Raw genomic sequence first — 15093 nt, 5'->3', positions numbered from 1 at the left:
GATGCAACAGCTCCCCTCCCTCAAGAGCCGCCTCGGCGAGATCGACAGGCCGACCTGGTACGCGCTGCTGTCGATCGGCGTCGTCCTCGTGATCGGCTCGATCGGCACGCTGGTCACCCAGGGCACGCTGAGCTTCCTGAACCCGTATTACATCCTGCAACAGCTGCAGATCGCCGCCTTCCTGGGCGTGGCCGCCACGGGCATGATGATCGTGATCCTGCTCGGTCACATCGATCTCTCGCTGCCGTGGGTGCTCACCTCGAGCGCCATGCTGGCCGCAGGGCTGGGCGGCTGGGCCGCGTTGCCGTATGGCCTGGCCATCGGCGCCGCCGCGGGTCTGGTGAACGGGCTCGGCGTCGCCTACCTCCGCGTGCCCTCGATGATCTTCACGCTGGGCACGAACACCGTGCTTCAGGGGCTGATGGTGGTCTACACCGGCGGCTTCGCCCCGCGCAGCGAGGCGCCAGCGTGGATGGAGGTCCTGGCCGTGGGCAAGACGCTCTCCATCCCGAACTCGTTGTTCGTCTGGATCCTGGTCGGCGGCGTCGGCACCTTCGTGCTGAAGAAGACGGCGCTCGGCCGCTACATCTATGCCGTGGGCAACCAGGAGCAGGCCGTCTATTTGTCAGGCATCAGGACGCACCTTGTGCTGATCGGCGCCTTCGTGATGAGCGGCGTGTGCTCCGCCATCACCGGCATGCTGCTGGCGGGCTTTTCGCACAAGGCCTACCAGGCCATGGGCAACGACTACCTCATGCCGGCCATCGCCGCGGTGGTGATCGGCGGGACCAACATCATGGGCGGGCGCGGGACGTACCTCGGCACCGTCCTCGGCACGATCCTGATCGTGCTGCTCCAGAGCATGCTCAGCGTGCTGCAGATGCCCGAGGCTGGCCGCCAGATCATCTACGGCGCCGTGATCATCGCCATGCTGCTGGTCTACGGCCGGCAACATCAGGAGGGGCGATGACCGCGCGCTCGGTCCTGGAGCGGCAAACGGTTTGAAACCACGAGAAGAAGCAGGAATTTCACAGGGAGGCGGGGAGGCGGGGAGCGAGAGACGGCAAGAGAAAGAACTTCATTTTTTTCTTTCTCCCCGCCTCCCTGTGAAAATCCTCCGGGTTTCACCGTCATCGGTGTTCTGATGCTCAGCGCCCGGCGCCGCGGGTGTTCAGGTACACCGCGTACAGCGAGGTCGTGCCGCAGATGAACAGGCGGTTGCGCTTCGCGCCGCCGAAGCAGACGTTGGACACCGTCTCGGGGATCAGCACCTTGCCGAGCAGCGCGCCGTCGCTCGCGTGGCAGTGCACGCCGTCGCCGGCCGACAGCCACAGGTTGCCGTGCACGTCGACGCGGAAGCCGTCGTAAACGCCCACCGGGCAGGTCGCGAACACCTCGCCGCCGGTCAGCGTGCCCTTCGCGTCGACGCGGAACCTGCGCACGTGGTGCGGGCCGTCCTTCACGTGCGTCGCGCCGGTGTCGGCGATGTACAGCAGCGACTCGTCCGGCGAGAAGGCGAGGCCGTTGGGCTGCACGAAGTCGTCCGCCACGACCGTCAGCGCACCGGAGACCGGGTCGACGCGGTAGACGCGCCGCGCGCCCTGCTCGCTCGGCGACGCGTCGCCTTCGTAGTCGCTGTCGATGCCATAGCTCGGGTCGGTGAACCAGACGCTGCCGTCGGACTTCACGATCACGTCGTTCGGCGAGTTCAGCCGCTTGCCCTCGAAGTGCGACGCGAGCACCGTGCGCGAGCCGTCGTGCTCGGTGCGCGAGACGCAGCGGCCGCGGTGCTCGCAGGAGACGAGGCGGCCCTGCAGGTCGACGGTGTGGCCGTTGGTGTTCATCGCGGGCTGGCGGAACACCGAGACCGAGCCGTCGGTCTCGTCCCAGCGCATCATGCGGTCGTTCGGGATGTCCGACCAGACGAGGTAGCGCCCCGCCGCGAACCACGCCGGCCCCTCCGCCCAGCGGCAGCCCGTGTACAGCGTATCGACGTGCACGTGCGGGAGCGCGACCTTGCGGAAGCGCGGGTCGATCTCCTCGAAGCTCGAGGTCAGCTCGATGACCATCAGGTTCTCCTCCTACAATCCAGATGCCTGCGCACAATCAGCCCGTCTCGCTCGAACGTCCACTCAGCCATGGCTCCTCCTGGTGGCTGCCACGGTCACAACCTGGTCTGCATACATGGCGTCGAGCGCAAAGCCACCCTCCAGCGCCCTCAGCGCTGTCCCCTGCCCTTCGCCCGCGCGGCAGGCGCCTTCGCGGGCCCGGGCTTCTCGAAGCGCACCTCGAACGCGCTGGCGTCCTCCTCGACGAAGCGGAGGAGCGCCTCCCCTTCCTCGGCGAGCTGCTCGCGCGCCTGCCTGGAGAGGGCCTCGAACGGCGCGAGCACGAGCGCGGCCGAGGCCTTCTTCCGCTCGACCGTCCACGTGCCGGCCACGAAGCCGTCCACGAGGAACGTCGGCAGGATGCGCAGGTTGGCGGACAGGAGGATCCGACCGCGATGCTCGTCCGCGATGACCCGCGTGCGGTCGTCGTGCGCGAGCAGGAGGTTGTCGTAATCGGGGAGGAACCGGACCGGCGCGGCTGTGTCCGCTGGCGGCCGCGGCGCTTCGGTCAGATCGAAGAGCTCCCGGCCGCGCTCGTCGCGGAACGTGCAGAGCCGCTCCCGCAGCGGCTGGAGCACATCCTTGATCCGGGTCAGGCCGGACCAGGTCTGCAGATCGGTCGCGGTCGCCGGGCCGAACGACGCGAGGTAGCGGAGCACGAGCGCGCGAGGCCCGTCGTGCTCGCGGAACGGCTTGCCCAGCCACGACTCCGCCGGGGCGAAGTCCGCCGTTCCCGGGTATCCCCACGCGGCCTCGGTGGGGACCTGGACGACCGGCAGGTGCATGCGAACCGCCAGGGCCATGGCCCGCACGTCGCCCTCGGGGTGACGCTGGGCGAGGTGGTCGCGCAGCTCGTCCATGGTCCGCGGCTCCTCGTCGAAGTACGCGCGCGCCTCGGCGACAAGCCGCTCGATGTCGAGGGCGTCGGCGCGCTCGCGGAGGACCGACCGCACCGCCGCGTGGTGCATGGGCGCGAGGATCGGGTGCAGATCCAGGTAATCCTTCGCGCTCACGAGGTGCAGCGTGCCCCGCAGGAACGGCGCCCGGACGACCTCGCGGCGCAGGGCGAGCTGGACGAGCTCCTCGCGCCGGAACCCCGCGAGCCGCGACCAGAGCCCGATGAACGGCGGCCGCGCGAGCTGGGCCTGGAGGGCGATCAGCCGCTCGAGCCCGTGGACGGCCGTGGCCCGCTCTCGCGAGAGCAGCATCTGTCGCGCGAGCGTGGCCCGGCTCAGCTCTCTTCGTGTCAGCGTCGTGGGAGGCACGCCGCCGAGCTTACTCGAAACGAGGTTGACCCCGACCAGGCGACGGCCGCGTGCTTCGGCCCTGACACCCGGGTCGGCCTGGTGAGGCCGCCGAGCAGCTGGAGGGCTGCCTTCATCGGCCAGACGACCACCGACGTTGGCGCGCCCGCGCGCTAAGATCGTCCTCATGCGAATCTTCCGTTCATTCTTTCCGTTGACGACGGCCTTGCTCCTGGGATCGCTGCACGGAGCCGGCTGCTCCGACGAGCCGCGCGATCCGGCGGACGACCCGTCCGGCACCGGCGCAGGCGCCGGCAACGGGGGCCCCGGGTGCGAGCCGTCGGGCGGCGGGCCGTACTGGCTCCTGGAGGGGGAGACCGTGACGTTCTCGGTGGCGTGCGCGACCGGCCTCGCGCTCGCCGGCGACGCGTTCGAGGTGGGGCCGCTCCCCGAGGGCGCCGTCTACGACCCTGTCGCGCGCGAGGTGACGTTCTCGCCCGGGCTCGATCAGGCCGCGGTCTACGAGATCGAGATCCGCGCCGCGCAGACGGCGGAGGTCGGCCGCGTGAAGGTCGGCGTCGCGGACAACTGGGCCGATCCGGCGAACGTGCCCGTCGTCGATCCGGCCCGCTACCCCGAGGAATACGGCCTGCCGGTGCTCTTCCTCTCGCCGGCCCCCGACGCGAAGGAGTACGCCCCGGCCACGGTCGTCTACCGCGGCCACACCTACGAGGCCGAGGCCGAGCTGCGCGGCGAGAGCTCGCTCTCGTACCCGAAGCAGAGCTACACCCTCAAGTTCCCCAAGGCGGACAAGTTCAACGAGCCTGACGAGGCCGGCGGGTTCACCGACAAACGCAAGGTCGTGCTCGTCAGCACGTTCGACGACAACTCCTATGTCCGGCAGCGCCTCGCCTACGACCTCTGGAACCGCCTCGATCCGGCGCACATCCAGATCAAGACCTACAGCGCCGTGCTGTACATCGACGGGGAGTACCGGGGGCTCTACACCGTCGGCGATCACGTGGATGGGTATCTGATGGAGGACCACGGGTACTCGCAGGACGGCAATCTCTACAAGGCGGTCAACCACGACGCGAACTTCGCGCTGACGGCCCACGGGGGCGACGGCGAGCCGAAGGAGACGCTGCACGACGGCTTCGAGAAGAAAGAGGGCCTGCCGGAGGAGGGCGAGCCGGGGGCGTTCGCGGACCTGGAGGACCTCGTGAACTTCGTGGCCACGTCCGACAAGGAGACGTTCCTCGCCGAGCTCGGGTCGCGCGTCGATCAGCGCGACTACGAGGACTGGTGGATCTTCGTCACGTTCATCGTGGCCAACGACTCGGCCGGGAAGAACAGCTACCATTACCGCGACCCGGCGACTGACGGCGTCTTCCGCTACGCGCCGTGGGACTTCAACGCGAGCTTCGGCCAGTCGTGGGAGACCGAGCGCGAGTCGGCCTCGGCGCGCGTCGATTACGCCGGCGTGAACCTCCTCTTCCAGCGCTTCCTCGAGGAGCCCGCGATCGGCGACCCGCTGCGCGCCCGCTACGACGAGGTGCTGCACGGCGCGTTCGGCGACGCCGAGGTGCAGGCGCTCGTGGACGGCTACGTGCAGCGCATCGACGCGAGCGCGCGCCGCGACGAGGCGAGGTGGGGTGAGGCCTACCGGACCTACGAGGGCTGGAGCAGTCGGGGCGACTTCACGACCTACGAGGAGGAGATCGCGTACCTGAAGGCGTGGATCTCGGAACGGTGGCAGTACCAGGACGCGCTCTACTGAGCGCCGGCGCGGCGGGTGGGGAATGGTGTGAGACACGGTGGAGCGATGTCCGTCGTGGCGAGCGCGCCGCGAGCGCGCTGGCGAGAGGCGCTATCGCGAGAGGCGTGGCCGCGAACCACGGTACGCTGGGCCAGAGCACGGACCCGGCCGCAAGAACCATCTTTTCGCCTCCTCGTCGTCATGCGAGAGGGCGGACCGCATGCCTTCCACAGCGTCCTCTGTGATGCGCCTCATCGTCTCTGAAGCGCTGCTGCTCGCCGTCGCCCTGACCGGCGGCGCGGCGCGCGCGCAGCCCGCCGGCGCGCCGCCGCCGGAGCCCCCGCCCTCCGGCGGCGACGGCGACACGGGCGGCATCTCCGTTCCCCGCGGCGGGGCCGGCGCGGTCGTCGTCCCCCAGCCGGGCACGGCCCAGCCGGCGCCGGCCGCCGCCGCCGAGCCGAAGCTGATCAAGTACGCCCCGCCGGCGTATCCGGAGGAGGCCCAGCGCGCCGGCGTCCAGGGGAGCGTCATCCTCAAGCTCGACATCGACAAGACCGGGCGCGTGACCAAGGTCGAGGTGGCGACGCCGGGCGGACACGGCTTCGACGAGGCCGCGCTCGCCGCCGCGCCCGGCCTCGAGTTCGAGCCGGCGCGGCGCCCGGACGGCACGCCGGCGGCGGTCCGCATCCTCTACCGTTACTCGTTCACGCTCACGCCGAAGCCCGCCGAGGCGGCCGCGCCCGCGCCCCCGGCGGACGTCGAGACGGTGGTCGGGACCGTCATGGCCGCGGGCACCGGCGAGCCGCTCCCGGACGTCGCGGTCAGCCTCCTGCGCCCCGACGGCGGCCGCGAGGAAGCGAAGACGGACCAGGGCGGCAAGTTCCGGTTCAAGAACCTCCCTCCCGGCAAGTACCGTGTCGAGGTCGCCGCCCCGGGGTTCGAGCCGTTCGCCGCCGACGAGGAGATCGCGGCCGGCGAGGCGATCGACGTGCGTTACCGCATCTCGCTCGCGGCCCCCAAGGACGGCAAGGCCCCGGCCGGCATCGAGGTGACCGTGCAGGGGGAGCGCCCGCCGCGCGAGGTGACCCGGAGGACGCTCGAGCGCCGCGAGATCGACCGCATCCCCGGCACCGGCGGCGACGCGCTGCGCTCGCTGCAGAGCCTCCCCGGCGTCGCGCGCAGCGGCTTCGGGCTGCTCATCGTGCGCGGCTCCGCGCCCGAGGACACGCTCACGTTCATCGACCGCACCCCGGTGCCGATCATCTACCACTTCGGCGGCCTCTCCTCGGTCGTGCCGACCGAGATGCTCGAGAAGATCGACTTCTACCCGGGCAACTTCAGCGCCGTGTACGGCCGCGCCATGGGCGGCATCGTCGATGTAGGGCTCCGTTCGCCGAAGCAGGACGGCAAGTACCACGGCGTCGTCCAGCTCGATCTCATCGACGGGCGCCTGCTCCTCGAGGGGCCGGTCCCGGGCCTCGAGGACTGGACGTTCATCGCGGCGGGGCGCCGGAGCTGGGTCGACGCGTGGCTCGGGCCGGTGCTCAAGGAGACGGGCTCCAGCGTGACGCAGGCGCCCGTCTATTACGATTACCAGTTCGTCCTCGAGGGCCACCCCTCGACGAGCGAGCGCGTGCGCGCGAGCTTCTACGGGTCGGACGACGCCTTCAAGATCACGCTGGACAAGCCGCCGGAGGAGGAGCCCGCGCTGACGGGCGATCTCGGGCTGCACACGGCCTTCCAGCGCCTCCAGCTCAGCTACGAGAACCGCCTCGGGAGCCGGGATCGGCTCCTCTGGTCGCTGGCGCTCGGCCGGGACGTCTTCGACTTCCAGGTCCCTCCCCTCGCCTTCAACGTCACCACGAAATCGCTCGACCTCCGGCTGGAGCTGTCGCACCGGTTCGCGCGGTACCTCACGATGAATGTAGGGACCGACCTCTCGGGCGGCATCGCCACGGTCAACCTCCGCGCGCCGTCGCAGAATCCCGCCGGACACCCGTCGAACCAGCCATTCTCGCTCGCCCCGTTCCAGGACCGCTCGTTCGACGGCGCGTACTCCCGGCCGGCCGCGTATGCCGAGTTCGAGGTCGTCCCCTCGTCCCGCGCGCGGATCGTCCCCGGGGTGCGGGTCGACTATGCGCTCGACACGCAGACGCTCGACGTGAGCCCGAGGATCAACGGGCGCTACGACATCAAGAGCGGCTTCCCGCGGACGACGGCCAAGGGCGGCGTGGGCCTCTATCATCAGGCGCCCCAGTTCCAGGAGACCATCGAGCCGTTCGGCACCGCGGGGCTCAAGTCGAACCGCGCCATCCATTACGGCCTCGGCGTGGAGCAGGAGCTCACGCCCCAGCTCGACGTGACGGTGGACGGGTTTTACAAGGCGCTCGACCGGCTGGTCGTCTTCTCTCCGGAGAAGGAAGGCTACGCCAACGACGGCACCGGGTACGCCGTCGGCGGCGAGCTGCTCCTGAAGTACAAGCCGGACGAGCGCTTCTTCGGCTGGGCGGCTTACACGCTCTCGCGCTCGGTGCGCACGGACGGCCCGGGCGAGGAGGAGCACCTCACGCCGTACGATCAGACGCACGTCCTCACCGTGCTCGGGAGCCTGCGGCTCGGCCGGGGCTGGGAGCTCGGCGCGCGCTTCCGCCTCGTGTCGGGCAACCTGCAGACGCCCTATGTCTGCAACCCCGAGGAGAAGGGGTGCAATCCGAACCGGGTGAACGCGATCTACCACGCTTCCTCGGCGCGGTACTCGCCCATCCCGCTCGGGGGCGACTACAGCGAGAGGATGCCGCTGTTCCATCAGCTCGACATCCGCGCGGACAAGACGTGGAAATTCAAGAACTGGCAGCTCGGCCTCTACCTCGATATCCAGAACGTCTACAACCACGCGGCGGCGGAGGGCATCAGCTACAACTTCAACTACACGAAGCGGGAGTACGTGACGGGGCTCCCCTTCCTGCCCACGCTCGGGCTGCGAGGAGATTTCTGATGAAACGGACCGTACTGCCCGCGCGCCGCGCGCTGCTCGTCGCGCTCTCGGCGCTGGCCCTGGGCGTCCCCTGCTGCGCCGGGAGCGACCTCTCGCCCCCGTCCGAGGTCGAGGGGCTCCGCGTCCTCGCCGTGACGGCGGACAGGCCGTACGCGGCGCCGCCGGGCGAGGACGTGACGTTCGAGATGACCTACGCCGACGGGCTCGACAAGGCGGGGAGCGGCGCGCGCCCGGTCGAGATCACGTGGCTGGGCGGCTGCGTGAACCCGCCTGTCGGCGTGGACGAGCACATCGGGTGTCTCCCGCAGCTCCTCGGCGCGGTGGCGCAGCTCGCCGCGGGGGGCGCGGACGACGGCGAGAACGAGGAGGGAGACGACTCGCCCCGGCTCTTCGATCGGGACATCATCATCGCACCGGAGCCGAGCGACGAGCCTGGCAGCGAGCCTCCCCGGGCCAGGTTCACGATGGATCTGCCCGACAACATCCTCGACGGCGCGCGGCCCACCGAGACCGGGACCGTGTTCTCGACGGCCTACGTGTTCTTCACCGTGTGCGCCGGCAAGGTGCGTGTCGCGTCGGCGCCGGGAGAGGCCGGGTTTCCGCTGGAGTGCGTCGGCGAGGACGGGGCGGTGCTCGGCCCGGACAGCTTCGTCGTGGGCTACACGCAGGTGTATGTCTTCGGGGATCGGCGGACCAACGCGAACCCGCGGATCGATGGCTTCACGCTGAAGCTCGATGGCAACGAGGTCACGGCGGGCGCGGGCGGTTTGCCCGTCGTGAAGCGGTGCGATCGGCCGGAATCGGAGGCCCAGGGCTGCAGCGCGGGGCAGCCGGCGGACGACGAGTGTACGACCTACGAGATCGAGGCGCTCGTGCCGCCCGGCTCCGCCGAGGAGGACGTGGAGGCGGCCGGGCTCGGCGGGCCGCCGGCGCGCGAGGCGATCTGGGTCGACTATTACACGGACGGGGGCGAGTTCGACGGGGCGCGGCGCCTGGTGAGCGACACGGTGTCCGGCGACCGCGCGGACAACGGGACCACGTGGATACCGCCTTCGGAGCCGGGGCGAGTGTCCCTGTGGGCGGTGGTGCACGACACGCGGGGCGGCGCGAGCGTGACGCACCGAGAGGTGCTGGTCGAGTAGCGCGCGCGTCGCGCCGGGCCGAGGAGCCTCATGTCGCTCGTAGCGACGCCAACCGTTTCAGAAGGTATGCCTTCAGGGCCTCGTCGGTCGTGAGTCCGACGGCGATGGTCAGCGCCTCGACGGCCGGGGCCGCGTCGCCGGCGCGGGCGAGCAGGTGCCCCTTTGCGGCCCAATAGGGCTGGTAGGAGAGCATGCGTTTGTCGGCCTCGAGCGGCGTCAGATCGGCGAGCGCGGCGCGCGGACCGTCCACCTCCGCGCGCGCGACAGCCCGGTTGAGGACGACCACCGGCGAGCCAGTGAGCGCCAGCAGATGGTCGTAGAGCGCGACCACCGCCGGCCAGCTGGAGGAGCCGGCCAGGCGGCGGGCGACGTGCGCGGACTGGATCGCCGCCTCGATCTGGTAGCGACCGCTCGGCCCCGCGGCGTTCGCCTGATGTAGCAGGTCTTCGGCGAGCGCGATCAGCGGCTTGTTCCAGAGACCCGTGTCCTGTTGTTCGAGCGGCACATAGGCGCCGGCCGCGTCGCGCCGGGCCGCGCGGCGGGCGGCGGTGTAGAACATCAACGCCAGCATGCCCTTCGCTTCGGGTTCGTCGGGGAGCAGGGAGACGACCGTGTGGCCAAGCCAGATCGCCTCGTCGGCGAGCTCGGGCACGGCGTCGTCGCCCACCTCGTTCCAGCCTTTGGAGTAAGCGGCGTAGATCGCGTCGAGAACGGCGTCGAGGCGTTCGGGCAGCTCTTCCGGGTCGGGCACGCGAAAGGGGATGCCCGCGGTGCGAATGCGGGTCTTGGCCCGGACCAACCGCTGCCCCATGGTCTTGGGCGGGATCATGAAGGCAGCGGCGATATCCTCGGCGCTCAGGCCGAGGATGGTCTGGAGGATCAGCGGCGCACGAACGGCGCGCTCGATCGCTGGATGGGCGCAGGCGAACATCAGGGCGAGCCGGCGGTCCGGGATCACGTCCTGCTCGTCTGCCACCGCTTCGATCTCGTCGCCGATCCGCTGCAGGTGCTCCTCCCCGGCCTTGCGGGTCTGCGTTCGGCGAACCGTGTCGGTCTGCCGTCGGCGGGCCGCGGTCAGCAGCCAGGCGTCCGGATTGTCCGGCACGCCGTCCACCGGCCACACGCGCAGGGCTGACGTGAAGGCTTCGCCGAGCGCGTCCTCGGCGCCCGCCACGTCGCGGGTGCGCGCGCTCAGGTAGGCGACGAGGCGGCCGTAGCTTTCGCGCGCCACGCGCTCGGCAGCACGGCCGGCCTCGTCCATCACATCACCCCTTCTGGCCTACCTGCGGGGGCCGCGATCCACGGGCGGCCGAGGGTCCGGCTCGCCGGCCGGAGCGCCCACGAGGCGACGGCGAGGGCGGCGAAGCCCAGCGTCACGGGGACGTGCCACGCGGGGCTGCGGCAAACCAGGTGGGACGCTGCTGCGCCCGTCATGTTGAAGACGATGCCGGCATAGGCCCACTCCTTGACCCTCGGGAATCCTGGGGCCAGGAGCGCCAGCGAGCCGAGCAGCTTCCACACGCCGAGGATCATCACGAAATACGCGGGATAACCGAGCTGCCTCATGCCGTCGATCGTCTCCGGTCGTTGCGCGAGCTCAGCGATACCTCCGCTGGTCATCGCGAACACGACGATCCCCGTCGTCACCCAGTACCCGATCGACCTCGCGGTCACCTCCATGGCTCGCCTCGCACGTGGACTGCTGCCGCTGTCGGGGACGCCGCGGGTCTCGGCAGCACGGATGGCCTCGCCCGACACCATCAGCGCTTCCCACCCGCCTGGGGATCCATGACGGGACGGATCTCGATCGACCCATATTTGCTCGACGGGCAGCGCTTGGCCCAGGCGATCGCCTCGTCGAGGCTCGGGGCTTCGACGAAGAAGTAGCCGGCGAATTGCTCCTTCGTGTCCGCATAGGGGCCATCGAGCACATCGGTCTTGCCGTCGTGCTGGCGCACGGTGGTCGCCGCCGAGCTCGGCTGCAGCCGCTCGCCCGGAGCAGAGCCGGCGGCCTTGGCCAGCGCCTGGTTGAAGGCCGCGTATTCGGCCCAGAGCTCCTTCTGCGGGGCCGCGGCGAGAGCAGGTTCGTCGTGGTGGATCAGCATCATGAATCGCATGTCGTTGGCTCCTCCAGCGGAACCGCGGGTCCCGCTGTGACAATGACGGGCGAGCCTCGAGGATTTCTACCGGCCCCCAGAAAATCTACTCCACGGCGGGAGCGTGCAGAAGAACGCGAAGCCAACGCGTGAGATCGGCGGGCCGTCCTTCTCCCGAGCGGCCTGGCCGCGGCGGGCTCGACGTTCTACGTAAGTTTGATCACACATCTGGTGCGACCGGCAGCCCGAGCAGCCGACCGATCACCTCGTGAACGAACCGAGCCCCCACCTGTCAAGCTGGGGCGCACCGGAACGCGAGCTCCCTCGGTGAGCGAGGAGGCGGGCGCAGGCGCTCGCTCCGCGCAGCAGCGCGAGAGCGGGCGCCGCAGGCGACCTCGTTCACTCGCCCAGGAGATCCAGCCTCGAGCCTGGCACCATCCTGTAGTCACCGATCGCCAACCCCTGCAGATCGCTGGTGAACTCGAACGGACCGAACACGTCAATCACCTCGCCGGTCGTGTCGCCGCCGCCGCTCGCGCCGCCTGTACCGCTCGTGCCGCCGGCGCCGCCGTCGCCGCTCGTGCCGCCGTCGCCGCCGGCGCCGCCCGTACCGCCGTCGCCGCCCGTACCGCCGTCGCCGCCCGTACCGCCGGCGCCGCCCGTGCCGCCGGCGCCGCCCGTGCCGCCGGCGCCGCCCGTGCCGGCGGGCCTCGTGACCTTGATGGAGTCGACGTAGACCACGGTCGGGTTGGACCAGGGCCCTGAGATACCTGCGTCGACCCTCACGCCGATGCGCCTCACCTGGGTCTTGTCGAACGTCATGGACTCATCCGCAGCGGCGGTGGCATCGACGTCGATGGTGAGCTCCGTCCACTCCTTCAGGCTGCTGAGGTCCGTCCACGCCCAGGGGAGGCCTATCCAGGCCTGTCCACCTCCGTTCTGTACGAACGTCTGCACGCCACCGCCGGTGCCGACGTACGCCTTCACACGGAACGTGACGGTGGCGCCGGTCAGGTCGATCAGCTCCGGTATGTCGAACTGGAACAGCGTCCCTGTGTCTTCCTCGGTGAGCGGCACGGCCAGCCGGGCGCAGCCCGAGCAGCTCTCGTCCGGACCGGGACCGATGTCCACTTCTTCGCCGCCGCCCGCACCGCCTTCCCCGCCCGCGCCGCCCGCGCCGCCTTCCCCGCCCGCGCCGCCTGCGCCGCCTTCCCCGCCCGCGCCGCCCGCGCCGCCCTCGCCGCCCTCGCCGCCCGATCCTCCCGTGCCGCTCGTCGACGAGCTTCTCGAGCTGCTTGTCGTGGTGTCTCCACCGGCCCCGCCGTCGCCGCCGGACCCGCCCCCGCCGTCGTCATCGCCGCACCCCGTCGTGACGAACGAGCCAGCCAGCAAGCCGCACATTGCCAAAGCAAAAACTGATCTCATCGCACCCTCTCTACGCTCTATTCTTTGGTCCCGCGCGATGACGCGCGGTTCGGGCCGGCGTTCGCCGTGCCTGCTCCCCTTGGTCCCAGCTCTCTGAAAGCCAGCCGCGCCGGCCCCCGGCATTCGCTATGCTTGCCGGGAGCGCGCCCGCTGGATCATCGCTCCAGGGACCGGCACCGTCAGCTCGCAGACGCCCCGCTACGCCCGGCTTTTCGCGCACGACGCCGCGCGACGACCGCGCCCAACGCGGTCAGGGCGGCGAGCACGCCCGCCGCGGAGCTGGGTCCCGATGCGACCCGGCACCCACACCCGCCCTCGTCCTCGCCAGCGCCGTCAGGTGGCGCGGCGCCAGCGCCGCCCGTGCCGCCCGTGCCGCTGCCGGTCGTCGCGGCGCTGCTGACGCTCCCCCCCTCACCCGAGCCGCCGCTGCCCGCCGCGCCCCCTTCACCCGTGTTCGGACCGCCCCCGCTGCCTGTCGGATCCGTGGCGTCGCGCAGAGTGAATTTCCACCAGTTGAAGTTGAACAGGGGACCGTTCCCACCGGTGAACGTCAGATACAGATCGTGTATCCCTGTCGCGCCGTCGACCGCGCAGGACGTGGTAACCCAGGTCTGAGGGCCGCCGGTGCCCTCAACCTTGCAGGTCCCCACCAGCGTGCCGGTCGTGCTGTCGAGGCGCAGCTCGATGCTGCCACCGCCGGTCGCCGAGGCCACTCTTGCATCGAAGGACTCCGCGCCGTCACCGAAATCGACGCCCTTCACCTTGATGTAGTCCCCGTCTTCGATCGACGTGACATTCACTCCGCCCTCGCTGCACGCCTCGGTCTCGACACCGGATTCCCAGGCGATGGTCTCAGCCTCCGTCATGACGTACGGATCGAGGGTGCCAACGCCAGGCGGGCCCTCCTCGGTCATCGTGATCGTCGGGATGGTGCCGTCGGCGTTGTATGTGAATCGCTCGACGGCCACCGAACGGTGATAGCCGCCTCCGCCCGGCAAAGCGCCGTTGTGATAGAAGAAGTACGAGTTGTCCTTGAAATCGATGATGCCCGGGTGATTGGTGAAGCTGCCGCCTTCCGTGGGCATGATGACCCCCCGGTAAGTCCAAGGGCCGGTGGGGCTGCTGCTCGTGGAGTAGGCGATGTACTCGGGGAGGCCTCCAGCCGGATACGCCAGGTAGTACAACCCATCGCGCTTGTAGAGCCACGGCCCTTCTTCGTACAGGGTCGGTCGTTCGGTGCTCCCGACGCGCTCTCCAAAGCTCTCCGCCGTCATGGGCACGCGGACGACGCTCCCCTGGTAGGAGGTCATGTCCTCATTCAGCTTCACGTAGCACAGGTTGGGGTTTCCCCAGTAGAGATAGGCCTGGCCGTCGTCGTCGATGAACACCGTCGGGTCGATGTCGCCGCAATTGGCGGTGATCAGCGGCTTCCCCAGGGCGTCTTCGAACGGACCGACAGGGCTGTCCGACACGGCGACGCCGATGGTCATCCTGCTGAGCGTCCTGCTCGTCGTGGGAACGTAGAAATAGAACTTCCCGTTCCTGTGGATGACCTGACCTGCCCAGGCATCTGCCTTTGCCCAGCTGAAATCCTTGTATTTCAGCGGTGATCCGCGATCCGTCCAGTTCACCATGTCCGTGGACGAATATACTCTCCATTCGTTCATCCCGAAGAACGTCGAGGCGCTGTCCTCGTCATGTGTGGTGTAGAGGTACAGGGTACCGTCGTGGACCATCGGGGCAGGATCGGCGGTGTAGATGGTCTGTACGATGGGGTTGTCCGCCATGGATTCAGACGAAAACACGGCTGTTCCACAGAGCGACAATGCCGCGATGAGGAGCTTGTGCTGGAGGGGTTTTGTGATCATGGCCATTCCTGGACCTCGCTGCTCTCCTGAAAAATCGTTAGGTGTCGCCAGACGTCACAGATCGCTCAGGCGATGACTCTCCGGCGCTTCTCGTTGGGGCGCGTCGCCGCGCTGAAGGCCCAGCCCATCAAGAGCTCATCAGCGATCGCGCCCGAGGCGACGGATCGAATGGAATCAGCGCCGAGGCCGAGGTCGGGGTCGGGATCGATCGGATGACGAAGGTCTCGGTGCGCATGACGACCCATCCAGGGCCAAGCAAGAGGTAACCGTTCACTGTCGGAGCGCGTTCATGAGCAATTTCGGTTACTTACGAGCCCATCAAGCGCTGGCCTCACAAGCCCGCTCGGCGTTGCAAGTGTTTGGAATCGTTGCGTTTGTTGATCCGACCGTGAAAGTTTACAGCAAGAGGGTATCGCCCGGACCCATTGTGAACGTTCACACTTTCGCTGTCAAGCA

11 protein-coding genes are annotated in these 15093 nt (G+C 69.4%); 4 read left to right on the top strand and 7 right to left on the bottom strand.

Annotated features, from left to right (window positions below; translation table 11 throughout):
• The first annotated feature begins 1 nt into the window (after window position 1).
• Window positions 2–970, top strand: coding sequence for an ABC transporter permease (locus WME85_RS19960; RefSeq protein ID WP_437840255.1), 969 nt, complete (start codon window positions 2–4; stop codon window positions 968–970).
• 178 nt (window positions 971–1148) lie between these two features.
• Here WME85_RS19960 and WME85_RS19955 read toward each other — a convergent pair whose 3' ends face one another.
• Together WME85_RS19955 and WME85_RS19950 are read right to left on the bottom strand one after the other, a co-directional pair.
• On the bottom strand, window positions 1149–2069 hold the full coding sequence (locus WME85_RS19955; protein WP_437840254.1) for an SMP-30/gluconolactonase/LRE family protein: 921 nt from the start codon (window positions 2067–2069) through the stop codon (window positions 1149–1151).
• A gap of 149 nt (window positions 2070–2218) precedes the next feature.
• On the bottom strand, window positions 2219–3373 hold the full coding sequence (locus WME85_RS19950) for a winged helix DNA-binding domain-containing protein (RefSeq protein ID WP_437840252.1): 1155 nt from the start codon (window positions 3371–3373) through the stop codon (window positions 2219–2221).
• 166 nt (window positions 3374–3539) lie between these two features.
• On the opposite strand from WME85_RS19950, the gene WME85_RS19945 reads away from it, so the two are divergent.
• The 3 genes from WME85_RS19945 to WME85_RS19935 all read left to right on the top strand — a co-directional run bounded on the left by WME85_RS19945 (window position 3540) and on the right by WME85_RS19935 (window position 9248).
• Complete coding sequence (locus WME85_RS19945) at window positions 3540–5132, top strand: CotH kinase family protein (RefSeq protein ID WP_437840251.1); 1593 nt, start codon at window positions 3540–3542, stop codon at window positions 5130–5132.
• Between the two features lie 199 nt (window positions 5133–5331).
• Window positions 5332–8106, top strand: a complete 2775-nt coding sequence (locus WME85_RS19940) for a TonB-dependent receptor domain-containing protein (RefSeq protein ID WP_437840249.1) — start codon at window positions 5332–5334, stop codon at window positions 8104–8106.
• The gene (locus WME85_RS19935) at window positions 8106–9248 is read left to right on the top strand and encodes a hypothetical protein (protein WP_437840248.1); all 1143 of its coding nucleotides are present in this window, start codon (window positions 8106–8108) and stop codon (window positions 9246–9248) included. The genes WME85_RS19940 and WME85_RS19935 overlap by 1 nt, the downstream gene beginning before the upstream one ends.
• A gap of 28 nt (window positions 9249–9276) precedes the next feature.
• On the opposite strand, the gene WME85_RS19930 is transcribed toward WME85_RS19935, so the two are convergent.
• From WME85_RS19930 to WME85_RS19910, 5 genes are all read right to left on the bottom strand, one after another.
• Window positions 9277–10509 carry an RNA polymerase sigma factor gene (locus tag WME85_RS19930; RefSeq protein ID WP_437840247.1) on the bottom strand — a complete coding sequence of 411 codons (1233 nt, stop codon included), beginning with the start codon at window positions 10507–10509 and terminating at the stop codon, window positions 9277–9279.
• Window positions 10509–10928: a DoxX family protein gene (locus WME85_RS19925; RefSeq protein WP_437840246.1), complete on the bottom strand. Its 420-nt coding sequence runs from the start codon at window positions 10926–10928 to the stop codon at window positions 10509–10511. Before WME85_RS19925 ends, WME85_RS19930 begins: the two co-directional genes overlap by 1 nt.
• Window positions 10929–11008: 80 nt before the next feature.
• Window positions 11009–11365: a YciI family protein gene (locus WME85_RS19920; protein ID WP_437840244.1), complete on the bottom strand. Its 357-nt coding sequence runs from the start codon at window positions 11363–11365 to the stop codon at window positions 11009–11011.
• A gap of 378 nt (window positions 11366–11743) precedes the next feature.
• Entirely contained in the window at window positions 11744–12745 is a 1002-nt protein-coding gene (locus WME85_RS19915) for a hypothetical protein (RefSeq protein WP_437840243.1), read from the bottom strand.
• A gap of 203 nt (window positions 12746–12948) precedes the next feature.
• Window positions 12949–14643, bottom strand: a complete 1695-nt coding sequence (locus tag WME85_RS19910; RefSeq protein ID WP_437840242.1) for a glycoside hydrolase family 43 protein — start codon at window positions 14641–14643, stop codon at window positions 12949–12951.
• Window positions 14644–15093: the final 450 nt, after the last annotated feature.

This window comes from Sorangium sp. So ce1153 (assembly GCF_051521595.1).
Classification (GTDB): Bacteria; Myxococcota_A; Polyangia; order Polyangiales; family Polyangiaceae; genus Sorangium.
Note: the sequence above shows the minus strand (reverse complement) of the source record. Positions and strands in the feature narration are given on the sequence as shown.

Coding starts and splice junctions, on each gene's coding strand:
- WME85_RS19960 (WP_437840255.1), top strand. CDS start 2: ATGCAACAGCTCCCCTCCCTCAAGAGCCGCCTCGGCGAGATCGACAGG.
- WME85_RS19955 (WP_437840254.1), bottom strand. CDS start 2,069: ATGGTCATCGAGCTGACCTCGAGCTTCGAGGAGATCGACCCGCGCTTC.
- WME85_RS19945 (WP_437840251.1), top strand. CDS start 3,540: ATGCGAATCTTCCGTTCATTCTTTCCGTTGACGACGGCCTTGCTCCTG.
- WME85_RS19940 (WP_437840249.1), top strand. CDS start 5,332: ATGCCTTCCACAGCGTCCTCTGTGATGCGCCTCATCGTCTCTGAAGCG.
- WME85_RS19935 (WP_437840248.1), top strand. CDS start 8,106: ATGAAACGGACCGTACTGCCCGCGCGCCGCGCGCTGCTCGTCGCGCTC.
- WME85_RS19930 (WP_437840247.1), bottom strand. CDS start 10,509: ATGGACGAGGCCGGCCGTGCTGCCGAGCGCGTGGCGCGCGAAAGCTAC.
- WME85_RS19925 (WP_437840246.1), bottom strand. CDS start 10,928: ATGGAGGTGACCGCGAGGTCGATCGGGTACTGGGTGACGACGGGGATC.
- WME85_RS19920 (WP_437840244.1), bottom strand. CDS start 11,365: ATGCGATTCATGATGCTGATCCACCACGACGAACCTGCTCTCGCCGCG.
- WME85_RS19915 (WP_437840243.1), bottom strand. CDS start 12,745: ATGTGCGGCTTGCTGGCTGGCTCGTTCGTCACGACGGGGTGCGGCGAT.
- WME85_RS19910 (WP_437840242.1), bottom strand. CDS start 14,643: ATGGCCATGATCACAAAACCCCTCCAGCACAAGCTCCTCATCGCGGCA.